This window comes from Kordiimonas marina, from assembly GCF_023006325.1.
GTDB lineage: Bacteria > Pseudomonadota > Alphaproteobacteria > Sphingomonadales > Kordiimonadaceae > Kordiimonas > Kordiimonas marina.
Map to the genome: position 1 here is coordinate 115,400 of NZ_JAINDF010000001.1, position 26,804 is coordinate 142,203.

Annotated in this window: 24 protein-coding genes and 1 tRNA gene; 12 read left to right on the plus strand and 13 right to left on the minus strand. The window is 60.3% G+C overall.

Annotated elements, in window-relative coordinates; translation table 11 throughout:
• Positions 1–8: 8 nt before the first annotated feature.
• From putP to proC, 3 genes are all read right to left on the minus strand, one after another.
• Positions 9–1,508 (minus strand): sodium/proline symporter PutP, encoded by a 1,500-nt coding sequence (gene putP, locus K6118_RS00560; protein WP_247118177.1) that lies wholly within the window; start codon positions 1,506–1,508, stop codon positions 9–11.
• Between the two features lie 89 nt (positions 1,509–1,597).
• Positions 1,598–2,863: a glutamate-5-semialdehyde dehydrogenase gene (locus tag K6118_RS00565; protein ID WP_247118178.1), complete on the minus strand. Its 1,266-nt coding sequence runs from the start codon at positions 2,861–2,863 to the stop codon at positions 1,598–1,600.
• A 57-nt stretch (positions 2,864–2,920) separates the two neighbouring features.
• The gene (gene proC, locus K6118_RS00570) at positions 2,921–3,700 is read right to left on the minus strand and encodes a pyrroline-5-carboxylate reductase (RefSeq protein WP_247118179.1); all 780 of its coding nucleotides are present in this window, start codon (positions 3,698–3,700) and stop codon (positions 2,921–2,923) included.
• Positions 3,701–4,024: 324 nt separating this feature from the next.
• Between proC and proB the strand changes: the two genes are divergently transcribed.
• Positions 4,025–5,182 (plus strand): glutamate 5-kinase, encoded by a 1,158-nt coding sequence (gene proB / locus K6118_RS00575; protein ID WP_343269721.1) that lies wholly within the window; start codon positions 4,025–4,027, stop codon positions 5,180–5,182.
• 22 nt (positions 5,183–5,204) lie between these two features.
• Here proB and K6118_RS00580 read toward each other — a convergent pair whose 3' ends face one another.
• Entirely contained in the window at positions 5,205–5,960 is a 756-nt protein-coding gene (locus tag K6118_RS00580; protein ID WP_247118181.1) for a class I SAM-dependent methyltransferase, read from the minus strand.
• Positions 5,961–6,097: 137 nt separating this feature from the next.
• On the opposite strand from K6118_RS00580, the gene K6118_RS00585 reads away from it, so the two are divergent.
• The 3 genes from K6118_RS00585 to K6118_RS00595 all read left to right on the plus strand — a co-directional run bounded on the left by K6118_RS00585 (position 6,098) and on the right by K6118_RS00595 (position 9,966).
• The gene (locus tag K6118_RS00585; protein WP_247118182.1) at positions 6,098–6,847 is read left to right on the plus strand and encodes a methyltransferase family protein; all 750 of its coding nucleotides are present in this window, start codon (positions 6,098–6,100) and stop codon (positions 6,845–6,847) included.
• 128 nt (positions 6,848–6,975) lie between these two features.
• Positions 6,976–8,556 carry a hypothetical protein gene (locus K6118_RS00590; protein WP_247118183.1) on the plus strand — a complete coding sequence of 527 codons (1,581 nt, stop codon included), beginning with the start codon at positions 6,976–6,978 and terminating at the stop codon, positions 8,554–8,556.
• A 96-nt stretch (positions 8,557–8,652) separates the two neighbouring features.
• Complete coding sequence (locus K6118_RS00595) at positions 8,653–9,966, plus strand: FAD-dependent oxidoreductase (RefSeq protein ID WP_247118184.1); 1,314 nt, start codon at positions 8,653–8,655, stop codon at positions 9,964–9,966.
• A gap of 4 nt (positions 9,967–9,970) precedes the next feature.
• On the opposite strand, the gene K6118_RS00600 is transcribed toward K6118_RS00595, so the two are convergent.
• The 3 genes from K6118_RS00600 to K6118_RS00610 are packed head-to-tail and all read right to left on the minus strand — an operon-like array spanning position 9,971 to position 12,401.
• Positions 9,971–10,390 carry a PaaI family thioesterase gene (locus K6118_RS00600; protein ID WP_247118185.1) on the minus strand — a complete coding sequence of 140 codons (420 nt, stop codon included), beginning with the start codon at positions 10,388–10,390 and terminating at the stop codon, positions 9,971–9,973.
• A 13-nt stretch (positions 10,391–10,403) separates the two neighbouring features.
• Positions 10,404–11,534 carry a sialidase family protein gene (locus tag K6118_RS00605; RefSeq protein ID WP_247118186.1) on the minus strand — a complete coding sequence of 377 codons (1,131 nt, stop codon included), beginning with the start codon at positions 11,532–11,534 and terminating at the stop codon, positions 10,404–10,406.
• A gap of 18 nt (positions 11,535–11,552) precedes the next feature.
• Positions 11,553–12,401 carry a TIGR00266 family protein gene (locus K6118_RS00610; protein ID WP_247118187.1) on the minus strand — a complete coding sequence of 283 codons (849 nt, stop codon included), beginning with the start codon at positions 12,399–12,401 and terminating at the stop codon, positions 11,553–11,555.
• Positions 12,402–12,586: 185 nt separating this feature from the next.
• Between K6118_RS00610 and sppA the strand changes: the two genes are divergently transcribed.
• From sppA to K6118_RS00625, 3 genes are all read left to right on the plus strand, one after another.
• The gene (gene sppA, locus K6118_RS00615; protein ID WP_247118188.1) at positions 12,587–14,431 is read left to right on the plus strand and encodes a signal peptide peptidase SppA; all 1,845 of its coding nucleotides are present in this window, start codon (positions 12,587–12,589) and stop codon (positions 14,429–14,431) included.
• A 2-nt stretch (positions 14,432–14,433) separates the two neighbouring features.
• Positions 14,434–14,850: a peptide-methionine (R)-S-oxide reductase MsrB gene (gene msrB / locus K6118_RS00620; RefSeq protein ID WP_247118189.1), complete on the plus strand. Its 417-nt coding sequence runs from the start codon at positions 14,434–14,436 to the stop codon at positions 14,848–14,850.
• 118 nt (positions 14,851–14,968) lie between these two features.
• Entirely contained in the window at positions 14,969–15,598 is a 630-nt protein-coding gene (locus tag K6118_RS00625) for an FMN-dependent NADH-azoreductase (RefSeq protein WP_247118190.1), read from the plus strand.
• A gap of 43 nt (positions 15,599–15,641) precedes the next feature.
• Here the strand turns inward: K6118_RS00625 and K6118_RS00630 are convergent, their stop codons facing one another.
• Both K6118_RS00630 and K6118_RS00635 read right to left on the minus strand, forming a co-directional pair.
• The gene (locus tag K6118_RS00630) at positions 15,642–16,994 is read right to left on the minus strand and encodes a DUF3667 domain-containing protein (protein WP_247118191.1); all 1,353 of its coding nucleotides are present in this window, start codon (positions 16,992–16,994) and stop codon (positions 15,642–15,644) included.
• 77 nt (positions 16,995–17,071) lie between these two features.
• The gene (locus K6118_RS00635) at positions 17,072–17,731 is read right to left on the minus strand and encodes an MBL fold metallo-hydrolase (RefSeq protein WP_247118192.1); all 660 of its coding nucleotides are present in this window, start codon (positions 17,729–17,731) and stop codon (positions 17,072–17,074) included.
• A 215-nt stretch (positions 17,732–17,946) separates the two neighbouring features.
• On the opposite strand from K6118_RS00635, the gene K6118_RS00640 reads away from it, so the two are divergent.
• From K6118_RS00640 to kynU, 4 genes are all read left to right on the plus strand, one after another.
• On the plus strand, positions 17,947–18,087 hold the full coding sequence (locus K6118_RS00640; RefSeq protein WP_247118193.1) for a hypothetical protein: 141 nt from the start codon (positions 17,947–17,949) through the stop codon (positions 18,085–18,087).
• A gap of 127 nt (positions 18,088–18,214) precedes the next feature.
• The gene (gene kynA / locus K6118_RS00645; RefSeq protein ID WP_247118194.1) at positions 18,215–19,069 is read left to right on the plus strand and encodes a tryptophan 2,3-dioxygenase; all 855 of its coding nucleotides are present in this window, start codon (positions 18,215–18,217) and stop codon (positions 19,067–19,069) included.
• Positions 19,066–19,710 (plus strand): arylformamidase, encoded by a 645-nt coding sequence (kynB, locus tag K6118_RS00650; protein ID WP_247118195.1) that lies wholly within the window; start codon positions 19,066–19,068, stop codon positions 19,708–19,710. Before kynA ends, kynB begins: the two co-directional genes overlap by 4 nt.
• The gene (gene kynU, locus K6118_RS00655; RefSeq protein WP_247118196.1) at positions 19,707–20,948 is read left to right on the plus strand and encodes a kynureninase; all 1,242 of its coding nucleotides are present in this window, start codon (positions 19,707–19,709) and stop codon (positions 20,946–20,948) included. The genes kynB and kynU overlap by 4 nt, the downstream gene beginning before the upstream one ends.
• Positions 20,949–21,108: 160 nt before the next feature.
• Here the strand turns inward: kynU and K6118_RS00660 are convergent.
• A tRNA-Gln gene (locus K6118_RS00660) sits at positions 21,109–21,183 on the minus strand.
• 168 nt (positions 21,184–21,351) lie between these two features.
• On the opposite strand from K6118_RS00660, the gene K6118_RS00665 reads away from it, so the two are divergent.
• Positions 21,352–22,347, plus strand: a complete 996-nt coding sequence (locus tag K6118_RS00665) for an NAD-dependent epimerase/dehydratase family protein (protein WP_247118197.1) — start codon at positions 21,352–21,354, stop codon at positions 22,345–22,347.
• On the opposite strand, the gene K6118_RS00670 is transcribed toward K6118_RS00665, so the two are convergent.
• The 3 genes from K6118_RS00670 to K6118_RS00680 are packed head-to-tail and all read right to left on the minus strand — an operon-like array spanning position 22,344 to position 26,623.
• Positions 22,344–23,228, minus strand: coding sequence for a 4-(cytidine 5'-diphospho)-2-C-methyl-D-erythritol kinase (locus K6118_RS00670; RefSeq protein WP_247118198.1), 885 nt, complete (start codon positions 23,226–23,228; stop codon positions 22,344–22,346). The two genes, K6118_RS00665 and K6118_RS00670, sit on opposite strands and share 4 nt — an antisense overlap.
• Before the next feature lie 2 nt (positions 23,229–23,230).
• Positions 23,231–24,952: a tetratricopeptide repeat protein gene (locus K6118_RS00675; RefSeq protein ID WP_247118199.1), complete on the minus strand. Its 1,722-nt coding sequence runs from the start codon at positions 24,950–24,952 to the stop codon at positions 23,231–23,233.
• A gap of 21 nt (positions 24,953–24,973) precedes the next feature.
• Positions 24,974–26,623, minus strand: coding sequence for an electron transfer flavoprotein-ubiquinone oxidoreductase (locus tag K6118_RS00680; protein WP_247118200.1), 1,650 nt, complete (start codon positions 26,621–26,623; stop codon positions 24,974–24,976).
• Between the last annotated feature and the right edge of the window lie 181 nt (positions 26,624–26,804).

The window sequence follows — 26,804 nt, forward strand, 5'->3', positions numbered from 1 at the left end:
GGGGCCGCTTAGCCCTTGGCCATCTCGGCTTCCATTTCGGCGAATAGTGTCTTGGACCGCGCCGCTTCGCCGCGGCCTTCCGTAAGCTTGCTCACGACAATCGCGACAAGGGCGCTGACGATGAAGCCTGGCAGCATTTCATAGAGATTGTCGGAGAGCGACTTGCCGCCGATGGTGATGGGCGCATAGATCCAGAAAAGCACCGTCACTGCGCCCGAGATCATCCCGGCGATGGCGCCGTCCCGCGTCATGTGCCGCCAGTGCAGGCACAGGAGGATCAACGGCCCGAAGGCCGCACCGAACCCGGCCCAAGCGTTGCTGACCAGCGACAGGATGGTGTTCGACCGGTCATAGGCCAGCGCGATCGCCACCAGGGATACCAGAAGCACCGACAAGCGCCCTACCAGCACCAGCTCCTTCTGTGAGGCTTCGCGGCGAAAGAAGGTTTTATAGACATCTTCGGTCAGCGAACTGGAGGACACCAGAAGCTGGCTGGAGATCGTGCTCATGATCGCCGCCAGAATGGCCGCAAGCAGGAAGCCGGAGATATAAGGGTTGAACAGAAGCTGGGACAAGAGGATGAACACCGTCTCCGGATCATCAAGCTTGGCCCCGCTCTGGACCACATAGGCGAGGCCCACAACACCGGTCGAGACCGCCCCGATCACGGTGACCAGCATCCAGCTCATGCCGATATTCCGGGTGGTGCCGACCTCTTTCAAGGACCGCACCGCCATGAAGCGGACAATGATATGCGGCTGCCCGAAATAGCCAAGTCCCCAGGCCAGGCTGGAGACCAACCCGGCAAGCGTGAGACCGCCGAACATATTCAGGAAGTCCACATGGGTATCCGTAAGCGTGCGCGCGATGGACGCGCTGCCGCCCAGGTCGAAGAAAGCCACAACCGGCACCAGGATGAGGGCGACAAACATGATGCAGCCCTGCACGAAGTCAGTCAGGCTGACAGCCAGGAAGCCGCCGAACAGCGTATAGGCCACCACGACGCCTGCGGTGACGAACAGCCCGATTTCATAGGACATGCCGAAGGAGGCCTCAAACAGCTTCCCGCCCGAGACCACACCCGCCGAGGTATAAAGCGTGAAGAAGATGATGATCACCACCGACGACAGGGTCCGCAGGATGTGCGAGCTGTCGTGAAAGCGCTTTTCGAAAAAGTCGGGGATGGTGATCGCGTCATTGGCGATTTCCGTATAGACGCGCAGCCTTGGCGCTACATACAGATAGTTCAGGAACGCCCCGACCATCAGCCCGACTGCGATCCAGGCGCTGCTGAGGCCGGAGACATACACAGCCCCAGGCAGGCCCATCAGCATCCAGCCGCTCATGTCCGATGCCCCGGCGGAAAGCGCCGCCACCGCCGGCGGCAACTGCCGCCCGCCCAGCATGTAACCGGATACGTCGTCGGTCGATTTCTTGTAGGCATAAAGCCCGATCGCCATCATCAGAACGAAATAGGCGGCGAGCGATGTCATTACTTCTATCTGCATTGTCCCTGCCTCTAGTGAAACTTGATTTTCAGGTGTGCAAACGCCCGGCTACAGACTGTGCCGGGCGTTCGTCTGCATGATCGTGGCGGTTAGGGCCGCGCCTGGCCGCTGCCACGCACCTTGTATTTGAAGGTGGTCAGCTGTTCGAGGCCTACGGGCCCGCGTGCGTGCATCTTGCCGGTGGCGATGCCGATCTCGGCACCCATGCCGAACTCACCACCGTCGGCAAACTGCGTGGAGGCGTTATGCATAACGATGGCGCTGTCGACCCCGTCCATGAACTGTTCCGCCACCTCCTGATTTTCGGTGATGATGGCGTCGGTATGCTTGGAGGAATGCTGGTCCACGAAGGAAATGGCGTTTGAGATACCGTTCACCAGCTTCACCGACAGGATGGCATCCAGATATTCGGTACCGAAATCATCTTCATCCGCGGTCTTGATCCGGTCGTCGATCCGGACGGCAAGGCCATCGCCGCGGAATTCGCATTCCGGCATGGCGTCCAGAAGGCGCGGCAGCACGTCCGGCGCAATTTTACGGTCGACGACCAGGCTTTCGGTGGCACCGCAGATGCCCGTCCGGCGCAGCTTGGCGTTCTTCACCACCGTCACGGCCTTGTCCATATCGGCGGCGGCGTGGATATAGGTATGGCAGTTGCCGTCCAGATGCTGGAGCGTGGGCACTTCCGCCTGTTCGGTCACCAGCTTCACCAATCCCTTGCCGCCCCGGGGGATGACAAGGTCGACATAGTCGGCGCATTTGAGGAGGTGCGTCACCGCCGCGCGGTCCCGCGTATCCACGAACTGGATGATATCCTCCGGCAGGCCCGCCTCGGCGATCCCGCGTTTCAGGCAGGACACGATGGCACTGGTGGAATGAAAGCTTTCCGACCCACCCCGCAGGATGACGGCATTGCCGGACTTGAGGCACAAGGCCCCCGCGTCGGCGCCGACATTGGGGCGGCTTTCGAACACCATGGCGATAACGCCGATCGGTACCGCTACACGCTCCACGACCAGGCCGTTCGGCCGGTCGAACTGCGCCAGTTTACGGCCCACCGGGTCCGGCAGCTTCGCGATCGCTTCCATGGCAGAGGCCATGGCTTCCACACGCTCCTCCGTCAGGACCAGCCGGTCGATGAAGGCCGCGTTTTTACCGTCCGCGCGGGCGCTTTCCACGTCTTCGCGGTTGGCGGCCAGGATGGTATCCGTGTCGTCCCTCAGGGCGGCAGCTGCCGCCAGAAGGGCTTGGTTTTTTTCATCCTCACTTGCTGTTGCCAGCTTCTTGGCCGCAGTGGACGCGCGCTTGGCCAGCAAATGGATATAATCTTTAATCTCGTTAGACAGCGAGGTCATGAAAGGCTCCGTAAAGTCTTCTGGAAACTGGAAATAGGGGAATTGAGGGCGCCGGCTCTACCTGAGCTCCCGGGCGCGGGCGTAGGCCGCGGCAGTCGTGTTGGTCATCAACTGGTCAAGCGCCTGATGGTCCCGAAGCTGGTTAAGCCCGGCTTGGGTTGTCCCGCCCTTGCTTGTGACGGATTCCCGCAGGCTGCTGATCGGCGCTTCCGTGTTTGCCGCCATTTCAGCCGCGCCCAGCATGGTCTGAACCACAAGCGTCCGGGCATCCTTGTCGGAAAACCCAAGCTCGCGCGCGCCGTCGATGAAGCTTTCGATAAACTGGAAAACATAACCAGGACCGCTGCCGGAGACAGCCGTCAGCCGGTCCAACTGGTCTTCCGACTGGACCCAGACATATTGGCCGATGGCCTCCATCAGGATTTCCAGGGCGTCCCGCTGGGCAACGTTCGCGCGCTCACTGGCATATAGCCCTGTCGCCGCGCGGCCGATCAGCGCCGGCAGGTTCGGCATGACGCGGATGATGCCATGATCCGGAAAAATCGCTTCCAGGCTTGCGAGGCTATAGCCCGCAGCGATGGAAACCAGGCAACCGTCCGGCTTCAGGCGCGGCACAAAGGCCGGCATCACGTCCGCCATCATCTGCGGCTTGACCGCAGCGATCACCATATCGAACTGCTTGGACCCGAGCGTGGCCGGAGACTGCACATGCCAAACTCCGACCGGCAGCTTAAGCTCGGCCGGGTCAACAATGGTGAATGACATATCCTCGAGGCCCGCCCAACTGTTCAGCATTGCACCGCCCATTTGGCCGCATCCGACCATCAGAATATCCATTCACCAACTCCTTCTTTCAACCACAGGCTTTCACATACAGGGGCACGCCACGCACTTGGGCACCGCGAATGGTCGCAGCACTCCCCAGCGCTTCGGCGTGCCCTAAATATTCGAATTCGAAATATTATTTCAAGGCCAATTTTTGATTACAGAATTAGCCCATTTCCGATGTATTTTTATAATTAACTGTTTTTAAAGGTAAATATGGAATTCTTCCCATCACACAATGGAAGGATATTTAATTTCAATTCTAATTATTTCTAGCAAATTCGGATCCATACCCCTATATGGAGCCCTTAGTTGCAACCATTACAGGAGACCAAATTGTCAATGTCCAAGCGTATCGTCGTCAAAATCGGCTCAAGCCTCTTGGCCGACAGCCAGCAGTTGACGCTCAGGTATGCGTTCATGCACGGCCTGTTGAGCGATATCGCCAAACTCAGGGAACAGGGCATCGACGTGGTGCTGATGTCATCCGGCGCCGTGGCGCTTGGCCTCAACGCCATCCACAAATCACCTGAAGAAGCGCAAATCCTGGACAAGCAGGCAGCAGCCGCTTTCGGCCAGCCGCTGCTTTTGAATGCCTACAAACAGGTTGCACACGAATTCGGCTTCGATATCGCGCAAATCCTGGTCACGCTTGGCGACATGGAAGAACGCCGCCGGTTCATCAATATCAAGAACACGGTGGAGCGCCTGTTCGACAATGGCATCATGCCGATCGTCAATGAGAACGACACGGTCACCACCGAAGAACTGCGGGTGGGCGACAATGACCGCCTGGCCGCCAAGGTTGCCCAGATGATCCAGGCAGACCACCTCATTCTGCTGACCAGCATTGACGGCCTCTATGACCGCCCGCCCCACGAAGACGGCGCGCAGTTCATCGAGAAGCTGGAAAATGTCGGCGACTATCTGGAAGCGGCGTGCGGCACCAACGCGCTTGGAAGCGGTGGCATGTATACCAAACTGCAGGCCGCGAACATGGCCCAGCAGGCAGGCTGCAACACGCTGATCGCGGAAGGCATCATCGACCGGCCGATCCTGTCCGTCCTGAACGGCGAGCGCCGCCACACCACCTGCATGGCCTTCGGCACCCCGGCCTCGGCCTGGAAGGTCTGGCTGACCAACCGCTTGCAAATGGCGGGCAGCCTGGTCCTGAACCAGGGCGCGGCCGAAGCCTTGGTGCGGACCCCGCAGCCGATTACCCACACGGATATTATCTCAGTGTCGGATACCTTCCAGAAGGGGGATATTCTTCACGTCTATGACGAAAGTGGCCAGGAAATCGCCCGCGGGCTCACCAACTTCTCCTCCGACGAAGTCCTCTTGCTCGCACGCCACCCGGAAGCCTCAACCGCCGAGCTTCTGGGCTATTCCGCCGTCCCGGACGTTATCGCGACCAAGAACCTCGTGATCCTCAATGACAATCACCTGTCATGGGACGCCCCGACGGAAGACATTCACCTGGTGGCAAGCTAGCCCTCCGGCAGGAACCGGCACCTTATTTGGTGCCGGTGATCACCGGTTGGAAAAAGACGCCGTCGGTGCGCTTCACATCATGGAAACCTGCTTCTTCGAACAGCGCCATCATGCGGGACGGGCTGAGCGCGAGGAAGCTTGAGCGCATGACATGGGTCTTGAGTTCGCTTTTCCCGTCATCAGCCGTGAAATACATCGAGAAATCATAGACGCCGCTATCGTCCGGTCGCCAATCCCACACCTGGTAGACGCTCCAGCGCACGCCGTCCACGTCGCGCACCCCGAACGGGTGGAACTGGACACCGCCCCTCCCCTCCTTGTCATAGTCGCGCATGGACACGAGGCAACCACCCCCGGGCTTACAGGCTTTGTGGAAGGATTTGAGCGCGCCGAGGATCGCCTCTTCGCTCAGAAGATGCGTCACCGCATTGTCGGCGGACATCACCAGGTCATACGGCCCGCCGCGTTCATCGCCCACCTTGCACATGTCCCCGACATGGAAATCGATATCGAGGCCGCGCTTGTCCGCTTCCGCCTGCGCGCGCCGGACCGCCTCGCCCGACAGGTCGGACCCCGTGACACGGTAGCCCTTCTCCGCAAGGCCAATCGCCTGCGTGCCGATGCCGCAGGTGACATCAAGGATGGTCGAGATACCGTTACCCCACTCGGCCTTGATAATGCTATCAAGCGCCTTGGCCTGGTTTTTGATGCTTGTCTCCCAGTCGCCATGCACCAGATGATAAAAGGGTGCCATCGGGTCGTAGAAATCGTTGGTCATGGGCAAGGTCCTCAGCTGATCGCAAACACACGCCAGCCTAACGACCGGCTTAAACGGAATAAAGAGGCAAACTTAAGCTTGGTCCGTGCGGCATCTGGCGGCAGAATGGCCGACAAGGGATAAGGGGAGACTGTGAAATGACCATCATCAACAAGGCTTATGGCCTGACCTGCTATCTGCTCGGCATCCTGTCCTTGCTGCTGTTCATCGCTTTCGCCGCCAACCTCTTTGGCGCGCTCGGCCTGACCTCGATCCAGAGCCTGGATATCGACCAGCTCAATTCAGCCCCGGCAGATAACCCGCTCCTTGTCGATATCGGTCTTCTCGCCCTCTTTGGCCTGCAGCACACCATTATGGCGCGGCCGGGCTTCAAAGCCATATGGACGAAACTCGTGCCCGCGCATCTGGAGCGCAGCACCTATGTGCTCCTCTCCGCCGTTGTGCTGTACATCCTGGTGGTCAACTGGCAGCCGGTCGCAGGCTCAGTCTGGCACCTTGAAAACTCGGCCGCGCGCTGGGTGCTGCATATCCTCTATGCCGCAGGCTGGATCATCAGCTTCCAGGCGAGCCAGCAGATCAACCCGAGCTACCTGATGGGCCTGCGCCAGTCCTTCTCGGGTGACGCGGTCGACCACCGCAAGCAGTTCAAGACGCCGGTCTTTTACCAGTATGTGCGCCACCCCATTCAGGCCGGTGTGGTGCTTTCACTGGTCGCCACGCCTGACATGACGGTTGGCCGCTTCGTCCTGGCCGCCGGGATGATTGTCTATGTCATCATCGCGCTCAAATTCGAGGAACGCGACCTGATCGCCGAGTTCGGCGATACCTACCGCGACTATAAAAAGCGCGTCCCCGCGCTGATCCCCTGGAAAGGCCGTATGGCATGAGGCGGGGCAAAAGCGCGCGCCCGTAAAAGCAATTTGACGTAGCCTGAATATATCACCGGTTTACTGGTTTCGCGTAGCCCTCTATCCTATGCTCTTTGTATGGCAACAATTTAATTGGGGCTTACAGGATGAAATCGGTTTTTCTGTTTGTGGCCTGTACCCTTGGCCTTGCTGCCGCGGGTGGCTTTGGCTATTCCAGTTATCGTTTTGAAACGGACGTCCGCACGGCGGTCAACAAATTCAATAGCGATCCTGAAAACAAACTGCAGCTTACAAGTAGAGCCTTCAGCACCAACCTATGGTCGAAGTCTGTGTCCATGATGGACGTTCAGCTTATTGACAAGGCAAGCCATGCCATCGTGATCAAGGCCAAGAACGCGAGCGTTGAAGTTAGCCGGCAGGAAGGCAAAATCTTGTCGCTTGGCCATGCCATGCTTGAGGGGCTAAGCATCAGCACCAACGCCGGTGATTATTCTTTCAGTCGCCTCGGTTTCGACAGCCTCAACCTAGTCGGGGCAGACCTGCTCGGCGTTTTTCTTGCATCAACCGACACCACACTCACGCGCGCGGCGCCAGTGAGCATCGCAGTAACGGGGTTGACTGGAACCTTGGGCCGAAACAATCCAATTCGGTTCAAGGCAAAAACCTATCGGACCGACATCAGTGCCAACGGCAAACGGCTCGACCAACTTCTCATTGACAACCTGATGATCGATGCTCCGTCGCAGCAATTCTGGCTTTCTCTTGGCCATATTCAGATTAACGGCGGCGATATAAACCTATTGAGCAATATTGCCCGGGCGGCCAGTCAGCAACCACACACACACCACGGAGTACCGAACAAGAAACGATCCCTGCCCGAAGATATAGCTGTGGCTGCTGTCAAGTATTTCGGCGTTGATACTATTGCCTTCCTCGACCTCAGGGCGACGCTACCACGCAACGTTATCGTTAGTGTAGAGGCTATGAAACTGGGCAATTTCGAGCACCGTGCCGGCATCATAGTCGGGCTCAAGCTGACGCTTAAAGACCTTCAAATTGAAAACCTGACCCAGGCCTCGCCGTTGCTGAGGCATACTCCTTTCAACACGCTTAACATGAATATGCAGGCCGAAAGCCATTATGATGCCCAAGCCAGGCGCCAGGAAAGCCTTAGCGACATCACGCTTGGGGGCCTTGTGAGAGTACGTTCCCGCTTTGCCCTGAGCGAGGTTGACCTCGATAAAATGGCCCGCACAGTCATCTCCTTTGAACGAAACCAGATTGACGCCTTCTTGGGTGAGAGCAAGAAACCCACTGCCCCGAAAGCAGTGTTGGCTGAGATGATAAACACCTTAGCCCAAACCTACAGCGGGTATTATTCTGGCGTCGAGGGTACGATTGACGTTACAGACCGCGGACTGGCGCAAAGTTATCTCGAGTTTCTCGCTGGCATCGTCAACCAAAACCCTGAGGAATTGAGACCTATGGCAGCCATGGCGGCGCTGTTAAGCTTCACCAGCATTTTTGGCGACACTATGCCAGACAACCTGTCCGACGCGCTTAAGGCCTATTTCGCCGCCCCCTCGCAGAGTCTGCGTTTTAAGATGCGCAACAAAGACATTATCACCGCCGAAGCGCTTAAAGGCTTGACCCTGGACAACTGGCAGCAACTGATTTCCATTGAGGTTGACGCTCCACCGACAGGCTCCGACACAGACAACCGCTAAACCGGCCGCCCATCCTGCCGAATGCCACACTTCGCACCTCCCCTTGGCGCACGTCCCGATCCGTGGCATTCTGATGGCCTATGACGGGAGGGACGTATGCAAGGTAATGGTTCCAGTACCCTGAATGTGGCGATCATCGGCGCGGGCCCCGCAGGCTATTACACCGCCGAAGCGCTAACCACGGCAGACGAATGTGTCCATGTGGACATTATCGACCGGCTGCCGACGCCTTTTGGGCTGATCAGGGCCGGTGTCGCGCCCGACCACCAGAGCATCAAGAATGTTTCCCGCCGCTATGAGGCGACCAACTGCCGCTCGAACGTCCGCTTCGTCGGCAACCTGTCGCTTGGGCGGGATATCACGCTGGCGGAACTCGGCACGCTTTATGACGCCGTGGTGCTGGCAACCGGCGCCGCGAAGGACAGGCCGCTCGGCATCGAGGGCGAAGATTTGCCCGGCGTCATCGGCTCCGGCCCCTTCGTCGGCTGGTACAACAGCCACCCGGACTATAAGGACCTGAACCCCGACCTTCAGGTTGCCTCCGTCGCGGTCATCGGCAACGGCAATGTGGCGGTCGATGTCGCCCGCGTGCTCGCGAAAACGGCGGAAGAGATGGCGGGCTCCGACCTCGCCAGCCACGCCGCCCGGCCGATCCATGGCTCGGCAATCCGCGACATCCACATCCTTGGCCGCCGTGGGCCGCTGGAGGCCAGCTTCACGCCCAAGGAACTGGGCGAGCTGAATATCCTCGATAACTGCGTCGCGCTCGTCGACCCGGCCCAGTTGCCGGATGAAAGCCTCGACGAGACGCTGTCGGGCGCGGCCAAGAAAAACATGGCGATCCTGCGCGCCATGGCCAAGAACAAGCCGGGGGACAAACCGGTGCGCCTGCACCTCATGTTCTATGTCCGGCCGATGGCGGTTTTGGGGGAGGAACGCGTCTGCGGCCTGAGGCTTGAGAAAACCCGAGTGGAAGACGGCGCCTGCGTCGGCACAGGCGAAACCGAGGTGCTGCCTGTCGGCCTCGTGGTGCCCTGCATCGGCTACCGCACCAGCCCGATCGCCGATGTGCCCTATAACCAGCGCTACGGCTGTTTCGAAAACGAAGGCGGCAAAATCCGCGACGGGCTTTACTGCGTCGGCTGGGCCAAGCGCGGGCCTTCCGGCACCATCGGCACCAACAAGCCGGACGGCAGCGAAGTGGCCGACCGCATCCTCGCGGAAATCCGCCCCAAGGGCACAAAAGGCCGCGCCGGGCTTGAGGAAATCGTCGCGGAACGCGGTCTCCATATCGTCACCTTCCAGGACTGGAAGAAGATCGAAGCCGCGGAAGTCGCCGCCGCGTCAGGCCCCGCCCCGCGGCAGAAGTTCGCCGATGTGGCTGAGATGGTCAGGCTCGCGGAAAGCTGAGCGCTCAGCCGCGTACCCGCTTCAGGATACCGCTGAAGGTCAGGATCGTGCGGTCAGCGGAAAAGATCGTGCCGCGCACAAAGAGGAGCGACCGGGTCGCCCGGACGACCTCACCCACCGCTTCAATCATTTCGCCTTCCATCCCTGCCGAGACGAATTCGCTGTTGAAGCCCACGGTCACGCAGCGGCCTTCCAGCTCCTTCTTGGCGATGGAGAACAGCGCATAATCGGCGAAGCTCATCAACAGCCCGCCATGAAGCGCGCCTGAGGTATTGCAGTGGCGCTTTTCCGAGATGAAAGCCGACCGGTACGTGCCGTCGCCATTATCCTTGTGATAAAAAGGGCCGATCAGGTTTTCAAAAGGGTCTTCATCCCCCCAAAGGCCGTAACCTTGCGCGATGAGGTCTTCGGTCGTCAGTGCCATAAAACTGTATTTCCTACTCGAGTTCCAGAAGCGAGCCTTCGATCCCGCGAATGCCCCGTTTGTCTGCAATATAGGTGGCGATCAGGATTCGTCCATCCTCAAGTTGGACGGCGGAGGGATAACCCGTATCGCGGCTGGGGCTGTCAGACCGGATGACGATCTCCTCCGCGTTCTCTATGGCCTGTCCCGGCTCGACAAGCCGTGCCCGCACGCCCATGGGCGCGTGGCGGTAGCCGTAAACAAGCAGCAGACGCCCGTCCGGCAGCACCAGGGGGTCATACGGGTGGCCTTTTATCGGCACGGTTACAGGCGGGTCGAAACAGGCACCTGCATCATAGGATGTCGCGATGACGAGCCTGTCATCATGGCCATGGGTCCGGTGAAAAACCGTCATGCCGCCTTCAGGCCAGCGCGCGAGCGCAGGTTCCTGCAAATCTACCCCGGGCATGGCGACAATAGGCCCTGCAGGCTGCCAGCTTTCCCCGCCATCCAGCGATTTCACCAGCCGGGTGACCTGGTTCTCATGCCCTTCTATCCCGCCCATATAACGCGACAGCAACAGCGTTCCGTCGTCCAGCTCCACCATGCGGCCCCGGACAGGCCCGGCAAGATGTTCAGCCGGCCATTTGGACGGGCCATGGTCGGGGTCGACGGGCAGGCGTCGGTAATCGCTCCAGGTTTTACCCTCATCGTCGCTCAGGCGCACATAGGAGCCCCAGTAAACGTAGCGGGCTTCGCCGCCGTCCCAGCGAGAGACAAAGGCCGGGCGGTCAGTGACCTTCCCGGCAACCGCCCCCGTAACCGGATACCACAGGAAACTATATTGGATCAGACGACCCGAGCGGGTCACGAACAGGTTGCCGTCCTGGTCAGCCGCTTCCGGATGCATGGGCATGGTGACGGCGTCGCCCAAGGGCTGCAGGTCCGGCCCGAACCGCCGGAGCGCGATATGGGATTTCGGGTGCACATGATCGACCGAATTAAAATCGGCGTCGGCGGTACCCTTTAAAAGCCAGCGATGGTCCGGCGCCCGGCGGAAGGCCAGGAGAATATCACCCGACGGCAGCGCGGCAAGCGCGGGAAAGGCGGAGAAATACCGCTCAGACCGGTACATCACCACCGGGTCGCTGATACGCATGGCCATGGCCTTTCCCATCCCGCCCTAGAAGCTGTTGTCGCCGTCCAGCACGCGGCCGATCCCGCCGAGGACCGAGCCTTCACCCCGATGGCCGCCGTGCTGGGGCATTGAGGCATGGATGCGGCCCGCAAGGCGGCTGAACGGCAGGCTTTGGAGCCATACCTTACCCGGCCCGGTAAGCCGCGCGAAGAACACGCCTTCGCCGCCGAAGATCATCGACTTGATGCCGCCAACTTTCTCGATATCCATATCGACATCGGCGGTCATCGCCGCCAGGCAGCCCGTGTCTACATGCAGCACTTCACCCGGCTTCAGCTCGCGCTCCACCACCGTACCGCCGACATGGACGAACACCCAGCCGTCGCCGTCGAGCCGTTCCATGATGAAGCCTTCACCGCCAAACAGGCCGGTCATGACCTTCTTCTGGAAATGGATCCCCACCTGCACACCGCGCGCGGCGGCCAGGAACGCGTCCTTCTGGCAGATGAGCCTGCCGCCCATGTCGCTGAGCTTCAGCGCCAGGATGGTGCCGGGATAAGGCGCCGCGAACGCGACCCGCGCCTTGCCGTGGCCTTCGTGGGTGAAAACGGTGGTGAACAGGCTTTCGCCGGTCAGAAGCCTTTTGCCCGCGCCCAGAAGCTTGCCCATGAAGCCGCCTTCCTGGCCGGAGCCGTCCCCGAACACGGCGTTCATGGTGATGACCGAGTCCTTGAACATCATGGCGCCGGCTTCGGAGATGGCGGATTCGCCGGGGTCAAGCTCGACCTCGACAAACTGCATCTCATGGCCCTTGATTTCATAATCGACATCATCGGCCACGCCTTCACGGCGGGCATGGCGGCTGATCGGCACGTTCGGAACATGGGCAGGCATAGGTTTCTCCTTCGCTGACAGCGGCGCCACAGCGGACCCGCGCGTATTATTTTAAGGTGTCATCCCATTAAGGCCACAAACAGCTTCAACTATTCGGGATATCCCCTTGACGATGGCCCCCTGCCATCGCACTTTCTTACCGGAATACTATGTAAGATATTCTTTTTGCGATTTGGAGTGCTTGTATGGCCGGAATTTGGAAAATCCTGAAATCGATCGTCAAATTCATCCAGGGACTGGGAACCATTACCATCGGTTTCCTGGTGATCCTGGTGATTGCCGTCGCACTCATGGGCCGCAAGGCCGAACCCAAGCCCAGCGTGCCGGATGGCGCCGTCCTCGTCCTGTGGCCCAATGGCGCCATTGTCGAGCAGGCGCAATATCCCGACCCGCTGGAAAGCCTGTTTTCCAAATACCGGTCCACGCCGCCGCAGACCAGCGTCCATGATATCCTCCGCGCGCTCAAGCGCGCCAAGGATGACAAGCATATCCGTGCGCTGGCGCTGATTACCGACAGCATGTCGGGTGCTGCCCAGGCGCACCTCCATGAAATCGCCGCGGCGATCCGGGACTTCAAGACAAGCGGCAAGAAGGTCTATGCCCTTTCCACCGCCTACAGCCAGGGCGGCTATCTTCTCGCGGCCCAGGCCGACAAGGTCTATATGAACCCGGCCGGCAGCGTCCTCCTGACCGGTTTCGGCTCCTACCCGCTGTATTTCAAAAGCTTCCTCGACAAGATCGAAGCCAACGTCCACATCTTCCGCGTCGGCACTTATAAGTCGGCGGTTGAGCCCTTCATGCGGGATGACATGTCTCCCGCCGCGAAGGAAGCCAACACCGCCTTCCTCGGTGCCCTGTGGTCCCAGTATCAGGCGTCCATCGTGAAAGCCCGCGGGCTTGAGCCTGACGCGCTCGACAAGGACGTCGCCAACATGCCGTCCAAAATGCGGGAGGCCGAAGGCAATTTCGCTGAGCTCGCAGTCCAGAACAAACTTGTGGACCAGCTAGCGCCACGGGCAACCTGGCGCAAGGCCCTGATGGCCGAATATGGCGCGGACAAGAGCGGCCTTTCCTTCAAGCAGATCCGGGTCGAACAATATCTCGCCGCCACCGACAAGCCGAAGAAAGCCGGGCATGACATTGCCGTCATCACCGCGCAGGGCGAAATTGTCGGCGGGTCGGGGCCGATCTCGGTCACGGCAGCGGAAACCGTCGTCGGCTATATCCGCAACGCACGCCATAACCCGAAAACGGCTGCCATTGTACTGCGCGTCGACAGCCCCGGTGGCTCGGTTGTCGCGTCCGAACTGATCCGCCAGGAACTGGCTGCAGCTCAGGCGCAGGGCATTCCCGTCATCGCCTCGATGGGGCCTGTTGCCGCGTCGGGCGGCTACTGGATCTGTTCGACCGCGGACCAGATTTGGGCGGAACCCAGCACCATCACCGGCTCGATCGGCATCTTCGGCATGATCCCGACCTTCGAGAAAACGCTCGACAAGATCGGCGTCCATTCGGACGGCGTCGGTACCAGCCCGCTGGCCGACGGCTACAACATCACCCGCGCGATGAACGATGAGACCAAGGACATCATCCAGCAGTCGATCGAATCCGGCTACCGGGAGTTCCTCACCCACGTCGCCAAGGGCCGCAAGATGAGCCTGAAGGATGTGGACAAGATCGCCCAGGGCCGGGTCTGGATCGGCACCAAAGCGGCGGAACTTGGCCTCGTCGACCATCTGGGTGGTTTCGATAAAGCCGTTGAAGCTGCCGCTGAGGCCGCCAAGGTCGGCAAGGACTACCGTGTGGTCTTCTACCGCGACAAGCCGAATACGCTGAAGCAGATGGTGGCCCAATTGTTCGGCTCCACCATCGAAACCGATGCGCCGCGCACCTATGGCTACAGCACGTCCACAAGCCTGTCGCCGGTGCTGAACGCTGCCATGAAGCTTAAGAAGGAAGCCCGGATGCTGGCGAACTTCAACGACCCCTTGGGCGAATACGCCCTGTGCCTCACCTGTGAGGTCAGATAGCCATGCCTGAAGGCAGCAAAACGGGTGATGGCAAAAAGAGCGACGAAGACTGGCGCCGCGCGCTGTCGCCCGAACAATATGCCGTGTGCCGCTGCGGCGGCACAGAGGCCCCCTTCAGCGGGGAATATTGGAACACCAAGACCAAGGGCACCTACCACTGCGCCGCCTGCGGGGTGCCTCTTTTCTCCAGCGACACAAAGTATGACAGCGGCTCCGGCTGGCCCAGCTTCTGGGCGCCCTTCAGCGAGGACGCGGTCGCCGAGAAGCGGGACACCAGCCACGGCATGATCCGTACCGAAATCCTGTGCGCGAAATGCGAAAGCCACCTCGGCCACGTGTTCCCGGACGGCCCGCCGCCCACGGGACTGCGCTACTGCACCAACTCCGCTTCCTTGAAGCTCGTTCCTTCTGGCGACTGACCGCTTCAAACACTGTTGCGTATTTCGCAACACAAAGTGTCAATTTACCGGCCTATCAGATCACAACTGGCAACCATACATTCTCCCTAACCGAACCCCACACGACAGGGAGAATGACATGGCCACCCAAGCTAAAACCCTTCTGCGTCTTGATGCCAGTGTCCGCACAGACGGCTCCGTCACCCGCGGCCTGACCGAGAAATTCGTGCATGACCTCACATCCAAAGGCGACAGCCTGAATGTCACCACCCGTGACCTGGCAAACGGCCTGCCGCTCATCGATGAAGCCTGGACAGCCGCCAACTTCACCGCGCCCGAAGACCGCACCGACGACCAGAAAGAGGCGCTCGCGCTGTCCGACAGCCTGATCGAGGAACTCAAGGCCGCCGACATCCTGGTCATTGGCCTGCCGGTCTATAATTTCGGGGTGCCTGCCGCCCTCAAGGCCTGGGTGGACCTGATCTCCCGTGCCCGGGTTACTTTCCGCTACACGGAGGATGGGCCCGAAGGCCTCCTGAAGGGCAAGAAAGCCTATGTCCTGACGGCATCCGGCGGCACGCCGGTCGGCAGCGGCTATGACTTCGCCACCACCTACCTCCGGCATATTCTCGGTTTTGTCGGCATCGACGATGTCACGATCATCGCCGCCGACCAGATGGCGATGAACGCCGATGCCGCGCTTGAAGCCGCCCACAACCGGATTGAAGACGAAGTGGCCGCGCTCCAAGGCCTGCGCACCGCGGCATAAGAAAACAGATCAGGCCGGCTCCCCGTGGGGGGCCGGCCGGCCTTTAAAGCTCCTTGAGCCCCTGGAAGATCACGAACGCCAGCCCGCCGACCATGAAGGTCATATAGGTCACCCAGATAAAGCCGGCCTTCAGGAACGCCCGGATCCAGCCCTGGTCCTCCCCGATCTTGAGCGCGATGATCAGATAGACCGAGGCCGAGATCCAGAAAACCCACGCCCCCATCGCACCGCCATAGTAAGGCACGATCACGATAAGCGCGGTCAACAGCAGGAACAGGAAGGTGTGGAAATGGAGCGCAAACACCAGCTGGTTCATATAGTAGCGCTTCTTGCCCCAGTGGAAGACCCGCAGGATCAGGGCGAACAGCGGGATCAGCACAAACAGCACGCGCGGCAGCCATTTGTTGAACAGGTCATTGAAGGTCTGCGGGTTCTTGAGCGCCCGCGCCATCCCGCGCACCAGCTCTTTTGACGTCTCGTTATTTTCGGAATTGGCGAGGATACTGTCGATATCCTCCTGCCTGAGGCCGACGTGTTCGATGCCATTGTCCCGCACGAACATATTCACCTTCACATTGTAAGGCAGGTCGAACAGGCCCAGGTTGATGCCGCTATCCTTGGTGCCGACGATGATATTCGGCTTGGCCTTCTTGTTCCCCGGCGTGGGCACCTCCCCCGGTGCGGGCTGGGCGGTGCTCCTGTCGATCATCTTATCGATCGCCGCCCTGGTGCTGTCAGACAGCGGGATATTCTTATCCGCCAGCGCCTTCTTGACCTCGGCTTTTGCCTGCTCGGCCTTGCGGGCGGCATCGGTTTGCTCGGCGGTCGGCTGCGGTGCCTCCGGCTGTGGGGCGACGGGTGCGGCCTGCTTTTCAGCTGCCTTGTCCACGGCCGCCTGAGGCTCGCCACTGGTTGGGGAAGCGGCCTCAGATGTCTTGCTGACCGCAGGCGGTGCCGGTGTCGCGAGCGGCGAGACATTGACATCCAGGATCAGCACATTGGCGACCGTCAGGATCAGGAAAAACCCCAGCGAGGCGATCAGATAGAAGCGGAGCGGTGGCGAATAGCGCGCCCGGTGGCCGTGCATATAGGAGCGGGTCAACCCGCCCGGCACGAACAGCAGCATGATGAGCGACCGCAGCATTTTGCTGTCCGCCTGCAACAGATTGTCGACGATTTCCTGAACGAAGGTCCAGATCGGCCGTTTGAGGTCATCATCCTTCTGGCCGCAGATATGGCAGAAAGGCCCGTGAAGCTGGACGTTGCAGTTGCTGCAGCGGTGCCCCTTCTCGCGGATCGGCCGTTCGACCGCACGGTAATCACCCTGCGCGCGCCGTTCCCGCCGGAACCGCCTGCGCCTGAGATTGACCGTCCATTTTCTGAGAAGCGCCTTCATGCCCACACCCCAGCCTCATCTAACCCCCTTATACCGAAGGCGGATTCTGAAGGCTAGACCTTATAGGCGAATAAGGCTCAACGCATGGCTGATGTCAGCACGGCGTCGCCTACGAACGGGTTGCTCTGACGCTCGGCGCCGAAGGTGGACAGTGGCCCATGTCCAGGCACGAAGGTCACGTCCGGACCAAGAGGCCACAGCTTGCCGGTGATGGATTTGACCAGTGTCGGCATGTCGCCGCGCGGGAAATCTGTCCGGCCGATCGAGCCCTTGAAGATCACGTCGCCGACAAAGGCAACCTTGTGGTTGCCTTCATAGAAAACCACATGACCCGGCGTGTGGCCGGGTGTGTGCAGCACCTGAAGCGTGACATTGCCGACCGTGACCTCATCGCCGTCGTCCAGCCACTGGTCCGGCGTACAGTTCCGGAGGCCCGCCATACCATAGCGCGCGGCATTGTCCTCGATCTGGTCAAGCCAGAATTTATCGTCCTTGTGCGGCCCGATGATTGGCAGCCCCAGCTTTTCCTTGATGTCAGCGGCACCGCCCGCATGGTCCAGGTGCCCATGGGTCAGCAGGATCTTGGTCAGCTTGACGCCGAGCTTGTCGACGACTTCCAGCAGGCGGTCCACATCCCCGCCCGGGTCGACAAGCGCGCCTTCCATGGTCTCATCGCACCAGATGATGCTGCAATTCTGGGAAAAAGCCGTTACCGGCACGATCTGGGCCTTGAGCATTCCGCCTATCCTTACCTCAGCCGGGTCACCGGCAAACCTTGGACGCGCACCCTAGCGGCGGCAGAGCCATCAGGCAAGTCACGCCTCTCGGCCACGGCTGCCTTTGTGGCGCCCTAATCACAGCTATTAACTATATTGACCGCAATGAAATTAAAGGCTTGCCGCCTACACCTGCGCCGTGGCACGAGGGAAGTGGTCAATAGAAAGGCTTTGAAATGGCTAAAATGCTCGCGCTTGCCGTCGTCCTGATCACGGTATCCGGCTGTGCTGTCGTCACCGTGCCGGTGAAGGTTGCCACCAAAGCCGCCAAGACCACGGTTGGCGTTGTCGCCACCGCCGTCGACGTCGCCACCTGACCCCTTGCCCGCACGCAGACCTCGCGCAAATTGATCATTTGATATAGCCTCCCAAAAGCGTTATCCTGCAGTTAGTTTAGGACTAAAATAATAGTCCGGATTTCAAAAAGCCGGAGGGACAGGCCCCATGACCAGCAACCAATCGCCCAAAACGTCGGTCGATCTGACGAGTGAAGACAAGGACATCCACTGGCAACAGGATATGAGCTACGGCTCCTACCTGCAGCTTGATGCCCTCCTGAAGTGCCAGAAGCCGCTGTCCGGCAAGCATGATGAGATGCTGTTTATCATTATCCACCAGGCGTCCGAGCTGTGGATGAAACTCTGCATCCATGAACTGGGCGCGGCGATGCAGCACCTCAAGGATGACGACCTCGGCCCCGTGTTCAAGATGCTGTCGCGCGTCGCCCGGGTGCAGGCCAACATGCAGCAGTCGTGGGAAATCCTTTCCACCCTCACCCCGGCTGACTATGCCGCCTTCCGGGACGACCTGGGCCAAAGCTCCGGCTTCCAGAGCTTCCAGTACCGCGAGATCGAATACCGCCTCGGCAACAAGAACGCCAAAATGGCCGAAGCCCACAAGGCGGTGCCTGAGCGCTATGGTCACCTGCAGGATGTGCTCGACCAGCCGAGCTTTTACGACCTGTGCCTGCAGCTGCTGGCACGCCGTGGGTTCGACATCCCGGCTGACAAGCTTGAGCGCAAATGGCGCGAACCATACGTCGCCAGCAAGGAAGTGGAAGATGCCTGGCTTGCCATCTACAAGGACACCCAGAAATACTGGGACCTGTATGAGCTTGCCGAAAAACTGGTCGACCTTGAGCATCATTTCCACCAATGGCGCTTTGCCCATATGAAAACGGTTGAGCGCATCATCGGCTACAAGCGCGGCACCGGTGGCACCGCGGGGGTTTCCTACCTCGTCAAAGCGCTCGACCTGCGCTTCTTCCCCGAGCTTTGGACTGCAAGGACACGGATGTGACCAAGATCTACGACATCAGCCAGACGATCAGGCCCGGCATCCCGGTATGGCCGGGGGACCGGGAATTCCAGCTTACCCGCACCTGGGAGATTGAGCATGGGGAGATCGAGCCCGGCTGCCCGGTCAATGTCAGCGAGATTTCCATGTCCACCCACACCGGCAGCCACGCCGACGCACGCCTGCATTTTGACGACAAGGGTGTCGATAGCGCGAACACCGCCCTTGAGGCCTATATCGGCCCCGCCGTGGTGATGGACCTGTCAGACGAGGTGACGGACCTGGTGCGGCCTGAACATCTGGCGGCCCTGCCCGACAGTGCCGAGCGCGTGCTCTTGAAACTGTTCAAATCCTTCCCGCATGAGGGTTGGGACCCGGCCTTCCCGGCCATGAGCCCGGACGCCATCCGCTTCCTGGCGGACCGCGGCTGCAAGCTGATCGGCCTCGATGTGCCGTCGCTCGACCCACAAGAGTCTAAAACGCTGGACGCCCACTTCGCGGTTGATGCCGCCGGAATGGCCATCCTCGAAGGCCTTGTGCTCGATGATGTGCCCGAAGGCGCTTACGAGCTTATCGCCCTCCCCCTCAAGATCGCCGGCGCCGACGGCAGCCCCGTCCGTGCCATACTAAGGAGCCTTTCATGATCCCGACCGACCTCGACTGGTGCCGCGGCCAGGATGCCGCCGACCCACTCGCCCATTGCCGGGACCGTTTCGACCTGCCTGAAGGCGTGATCTACCTGGACGGCAACAGCCTAGGCCCGCTGCCGAAAGGCGTGGCGGAGCGCGTGCAGAAGGTCATCGCGCACGAATGGCGCAATGACCTGATCAAAAGCTGGAACACCGCCGACTGGGTGAATCTGCCGACCCGGGTGGGCGCGAAAATCGCCCCGCTCGTAGGCGCCGGCGCGCATCAGGTTGTGATGGCGGACAGCACGTCCGTCAACCTGTTCAAGGTTGCCGCCGCGGCGTGCAAGCTGAACCCCGGCCGCACGGAAATCCTGTCCGAACCCGGCAATTTCCCGACCGACCTTTACATGATGCAGGGCCTCACCGACTTCCTCGGCCCCGACTATAAGCTTCGGACCGTCCCGCGCGGTGAGATCGGCGACGCGATCGATGAAAACACCGCCGTCGTGCTCCTGACCCATGTCCATTATGTCACCGCCGACATGTATGACATGAAGGCGATGACCGAGCTCGCACATGAGAACGGCGCCCTGATGGCGTGGGACCTCAGCCATTCGGCCGGGGCCGTGCCGCTTGAACTGGCGACCTCAGGCGCCGACTTCGCGGTCGGCTGCGGCTATAAATACCTGAACGGCGGCCCCGGGGCGCCTGCCTTCGTCTATGTCGCGGACAAGCACCTCAAGACTGCGCGCCAACCGCTGAGCGGCTGGTTTGGCCACAAGGCGCCGTTTGAGTTTGTCGATGATTTCGATCCCGCGGATGATGTGCGCCGGATGCTCGTCGGCACGCCGCCGGTGATCGGCGCCTCCGCGCTCGACGCCGCGCTCGATGCCTTCAACGGCGCGGATATGGAAACCATCCGCCGGAAATCCGTGGCGCTCGGTGACCTGTTTATCGCGCTCAGCCGCGAACGGCTTGCCCGCTTCGGCTATAAGGTGGTCACGCCTGAGAACCCGCGCATCCGCGGCAGCCATGTCTCCCTCAAGGGCGATAACGGCTATGCTGTCATGCAGGCGCTGATCGACCGGGGTGTCATCGGTGACTTCCGCGCGCCCGACCATATGCGCTTCGGCTTCACACCGCTTTATCTCGGCTTTGAGGACGTCTACCGTGCGGTCGAGATTCTGGAGGATATTCTGGAAACCGAAGCCTGGCGCGACCCGAAATATAGCGCGCGCGGTGCTGTCACCTAAACGCGTTTCAGCCCGCTGATACCATAAAAACGCCTGCCCCTTATCCGGGCGGGCGTTTTCATTTCGCGCACGGACCGACGGCAAACCTATACTGACAGCCAAACACAGCAACAGTGTTTGAAACCAAATGGTTAGATATATTTTCTGGGAAAGGGCGAACTGGCTGGGGCGGCAGGGATCGAACCTGCGAATGCCGATACCAAAAACCGGTGCCTTACCGCTTGGCGACGCCCCAACTGGTTCGTGGCGCGGTTTTAGTAGAAGCTCTCAACCAAGTAAAGACCTTTTTCTCGCTTTTTTTCGGTTTTTGAGTTCACAGTCATAAATCCTTCAACACACTGACAAAATCCTTGCAGAGACACAGCCATAAGTTAGTGTTTCTCAAAGAGGTGAAAGGACAATAATGGCCATTCTGATTACAGGCGCCGCAGGCTTTATCGGCTTCCATGTTTCCAAGGCACTCCTGGCCCGCGGTCATGAGGTTGTCGGCATCGACAACCTGAATGATTATTATTCCCCGGCCCTCAAGAAGGCACGGCTTGATGCCATCGAGCCCGAATCCGGCTTCCATTTTCACCAGCTTGATTTCGCCAACGCCAAAGCACTGGATGAGGCGCTGGCGGGCCACACCATCACCCAGGTGATTCACCTGGGCGCCCAGGCGGGTGTGCGTTATTCGATCGACAATCCCATGGCCTATATCCAGTCCAACCTGGTTGGCCACGCCAACATTCTGGAATATTGCCGCCACAGCGACACGGTCGACCATCTGCTTTATGCCAGCTCCAGCAGCGTCTATGGCGGCAACACCAAGCTGCCCTTCGCGCTCGATGACCGGACGGACACGCCCGTGTCGCTTTATGCCGCCACCAAGCGCGCCGATGAGCTGCTGAGCCAGAGCTACGCCCACCTCTACCGCCTGCCGCAAACCGGCTTCCGTTTCTTCACGGTTTATGGCCCGTGGGGCCGCCCGGACATGGCCATCTGGCTGTTCACGGACGCCATCCTGAACGGCCGCCCGATCAAGGTGTTCAATCACGGCGACATGGCCCGTGATTTCACCTATATCGGCGATGTGGTCGCCGGGATTGTGGCCGCGCTCAACAAGCCGCCCCGGGATGACGGCCGCCTGCACACCTTCGGCAGCACGGCGCCGCATACGGTTTACAATATCGGCAATAATGAGCCAGAGCAGCTTCTGGACATGATCGGCATTCTCGAAGGGGCGCTCGGCCAGGAAGCGGTGAAGGAATTCCTGCCCATGCAGCCGGGGGACGTGAAGGCAACCTACGCTGACATCACCGCGATCCAGAAAGACCTTGGCTTCAAGCCGTCAACGCCCCTGCAGGTCGGGCTACCGCGTTTTGTTGACTGGTTCCGGCAGTATCACGGCCTTTAAAGCGCGATCTCATCCGCCATCACCCACCAGGCCGGGTGCGCTGCCTTCAGCCTATCTGCGGCGGCTTCGGCATCCTTGAGGCTGTCAAAAAGCGCGAAACAGGTCGCCCCGCTGCCGGACATGCGCACAAGCCGTGCGGCCTTCTCCTCGCACAGGACCGCAAGCACCTCGGCGATAGCCGGATTCAGGCTGAGCGCCGCAGCCTCAAGGCTGTTATGGCTGTCCGCCTTCAGGCTATCCGGGCTTTGCCAGGCGTCTTCAGGCAACCCAAGCGGGGCATCGAAGGCCGTGCCCGCCGCCTTGTAGGCTTTGAAGACCGCCGGTGTCGCACTGCCCGAGCCCGGGTTCACCAGAAGCAGCGCCCCGGTCCAGGGCAAGGTCACGCGGCGGACCGTTTCACCGATCCCGGTCACGTAAAGCGGCTCCTGGTAGAGGCACGCGGGCACATCGGCGCCTAGCGTCAGGGCAATTTCCGCAAGCTTATCCTTGGACCAGCCCAGCCCCCAAAGATCGTTCAGCCCCAGAAGCACGGCAGCAGCATCGGCCGACCCGCCGCCGATCCCCGCTTCCACCGGCAGGGTCTTGATAAGCTCGATATGCACGGAAGGCGCGCGCCCTGCCGCGTCGGCCAAGGCCCGTGCGGCGCGCACGACCAGGTTGCCCTCGCCGTCGCCGCCAAGCGCCCGAAGCCGCGGCGCGAACGGCCCCGCCAGGCTGAAACCCAGATCATCCGCCGGTGTCAGGACAAGCTCATCGCCTTTGCGGGTGAAGACAAACAGGCTTTCAAGCGCGTGGTAGCCGTCCGCCCGCCTGCCCGTGACATGCAGGAACAGGTTGACCTTCGCAGGGGCGGTTATATGGAGGGCAGCTTCCTCAGCCATGGTCAGGGAACATCGGGCAGACCGTAAGCCAGCTTATGCTGGATCGTCTGCACATCCTTCTCATCCGGCTTGCCTGTCAGGGCATGGCGCCACTGGAAGCGGGCCTCCAGCCTGCGGCCGACCCGCCAGTAAGCATCACCCAGATGGTCGTTGATCGTCGGGTCGTCAGGTTCCAGCCGCACGGCTTTCTCCAGAAGCTCCACCGCCTTCGGGTAATCGCCGGTCAGATAATGGACCCAGCCGAAACTGTCGATAATGAAGCCGTCGTTCGGGCGTTCCTTTGCCGCCTTGGCGATCAGCATCTTGGCTTCTTCGATGTGGACACCGCGGTCGATCCAGCTATAGCCCAGGTAATTGAGCACGCTAGCTTCCCCGGGGTTGAGCTTTAGGGCCGCCAGCATGTCGCCTTCGGCCTTCTGCCAGTCCTTCAAGCGTTCGTAGCAAACCCCGCGGGAGAAAAAGATGAACCAGTCGTTCGCGTCCGGCTTGCCCAGAAGGTCGACCACCTGGCTATAGCGCTCCGCAGCCTCGGCGTAGTTTTCCCGCCCGCGCAGGACGTTGGCAAGCAGGGTAAGACGCGCGGGGTCATCCGGCTTTTCCTTCAATAGCCGCCGGGCTTCCTCTTCCGCCTTGTCCGCGTGTCCTGCTGCCTCAAGCGCTTCTATGCGGCGGATATCCGCCAGGCGGCGCAGCGAACTGGAAGGCGAAACCGCAGCGTAGGCCGCTGCGGCATCATGCGCGTCATCGGTTTGCTGGAACAGATCCCCCAGCATGACTGAAATCTCGGCATTTCCCGGCGCCAGATAGGCTGCCAGGCGCAAATAAATGATCGCGGCCCGTGGGGACCTGCTGTGGGCAAATTCGCGCGCCAGGCGGAAGAAGACCGCCGTCGCAGCCCCATCAGGGGTCGTCGTATCCAGGCTTGGCGCCTCCGCCGACAGGATATTGACGGCTTCCCGCAACAAAAGCTGGCTGTTCGCATAAATTTTGGACTTTTCCGAGAGGAAGGCCCTGGCCTTATCCTTCTGTCCCGACCGGTACAGCATATGGGCATAGGCGATCATCGCCTGCATCGAGCTGGCCTTGTCGCCGTCGATAAGAGTGCGGTAGACCTTCCCGGCCGCGTCATACTGGTTAAGGTGATCGAGAATATAGGCGAGGTTTTCCTCGCCGATCGTTTTCAGGCGCGGGTCTGCAATCAAGGGCTTGAGGGCCGTGCGCGCGGCACCTTCATTCCCTTCCGCGGCATAGCTCCAGGCCGTGAACAGCGGCTTCAGAATAAAGCCAAAGCCGAATTTCGGCTGATTGGTCAACCGCTCACGAACCGCCTGCCAGTCCCCGCGTTTGTAGGCTTCCAGGACATAGGTCAGCTGCAGAAGGTCGTCCTGCTGGTCGGCCGCGCCCACAATAAGCCCCTCAGCAAGCTTGGCGGCTTCACCAACCCTGCCGGCATAGAGAAGCTGGTAAAAGGCCCTCTCTGCCACAAACCGGCTGGTGGGGTCGGCCTTCAGGGCCTCCATGTAATAATGAGCGGCGCGCGCATGTTCGTCGCTTTCCTGCGCCAGTGTGGCGGCCAGGAAGGGGCCGTATTCGCTGCCCTTTGCATAGGATTGGGTAAAATCGCTATGGAGCGGGGCGACCACCGGTGCAGGAGCATCGGTATGACCGCCGGTCGCACAAGCGCCGACGGCCAGTGCCGTCAAAACCGTCCATAGTTTTTTCATGTAAGCGGTATGCCTAACTCTTTACATGTTCGGATAGTTCGGTCCGCCGCCGCCTTCCGGAACCACCCATGTGATATTCTGCGTAATATCCTTAATATCACAGGTTTTGCAGTGAACACAGTTTTGCGCGTTGATCTGCAGCTGCTTTTCACCGTCGCCGACAAATTCATACACACCCGCCGGGCAGAAGCGCTGCTCGGGGCCGGCATATTCGGCCAGGTTCACCTTCACCGGCACGTCTGGGTCCTTCAGCTGAAGGTGGCAGGGCTGGTCTTCCTCATGGTTGGTGTTCGACAGGAACACGGAGGTCAGCTTGTCAAAGCTGATGACACCATCCGGCTTCGGATAGTTGATCGGCTTGCAGTCCTTCGCCTTTTTGGTGGCTTCGTTATCCTTGTGGCCGTGCTTGAGGGTCGGCATCAAACCGCCGAGGCCAAGCGCGTTCATCCACATGTCGAAACCGGCATAGAGCGTGCCCCACTTGGCGCCGAATTTGGCGAGCGCGGGTCGGGCGTTCCGGACCTTGTAGAGATCCTTGTAAATCCAGCTTTTCTTGAAGGCTTCTTCATAGGAGGTCAGCTCGACCTCACCGTTCGAACCGGCCACGATGGCGTCGAACGCGGCTTCCGCAGCCAACATGCCGGACTTCATGGCGTTATGGCTACCCTTGATCCGCGGTACGTTCACGAACCCTGCGGCACAGCCGATAACGGCGCCGCCCGGGAAGTGAAGCTGCGGCACGGACTGGAGCCCGCCTTCGTTGATTGCCCGCGCGCCATAGGCCACACGGCGGCCGCCTTCGAGGATCTTCCTGACTTCCGGGTGCGTTTTGAAGCGCTGCATTTCGTCGAACGGCGACAGGTACGGGTTTTCATAATCCAGCGTTACCACGAAACCGATGGCGACCTGGTTGTTTTCCTGGTGGTAGATGAAGCCGCCACCCGCAGTGTTGCCGAGCGGCCAGCCCTGGGTGTGGATCACCCGGCCCGGCACGTGCTTCGCGGGGTCGATATCCCACAGTTCCTTGATGCCGATACCGTAGGTCTGGTGTTCGCTGTTCGAGCGCAGGTCATACTTGGCCTCGAGCTGCTTGGTGAGCGAGCCGCGGCAACCTTCGGCGAACAGGGTATATTTGGCGTGGAGCTCCATGCCCGGCGTGTAGCTGTCCTTGTGGCTGCCGTCGCGCGCGACACCCATGTCACCAGTGGCGACACCTTTGACACGGCCGTCTTCATGATACAGCACCTCGGCACCCGCGAAGCCCGGGTAGATTTCAACACCCAGCGCTTCGGCCTGTTCGGCCAGCCAGCGGGTGAGATTGCCCAGCGACAGGGTGTACATGCCATTGTTCGACAGGAACGGCGGCATGATGAAGTGCGGCAGCGATTTGTGACCGGTTTCCGTCAGCACCCAATGCTGGTTGTCGGTGACCGGCACGTTCATCGGCGCGCCCTTTTCTTTCCAGTCCGGGATCAGTTCGTTGAGCGCGATGGGGTCGACGACAGCGCCCGAGAGGATATGCGCCCCAATCTCGGAGCCCTTCTCGATCACGCAGACCATCAGTTCCTGGCCTTTTTCCTGGGCCATCTGCATCAGCCTGATCGCTGCCGAAAGGCCCGCCGGGCCGCCGCCTACGATCACTACGTCAAATTCCATGGATTCGCGTTCCATGCGCCACTCCTTCAAACTTCCCGTATGTCTCCTGCCCATGGGCTTTCACCCCGGGCTTACCCCCGAAACTGGGCCGGAGACCGTGATTTTCAAGTGTTTATGCCTGCGCGCGCGCGAAAGGTCAAACGCTTGCCGCACTGCACAAGATACGGACAAGACGGGAAAGCTTGCGGGCCGTTAC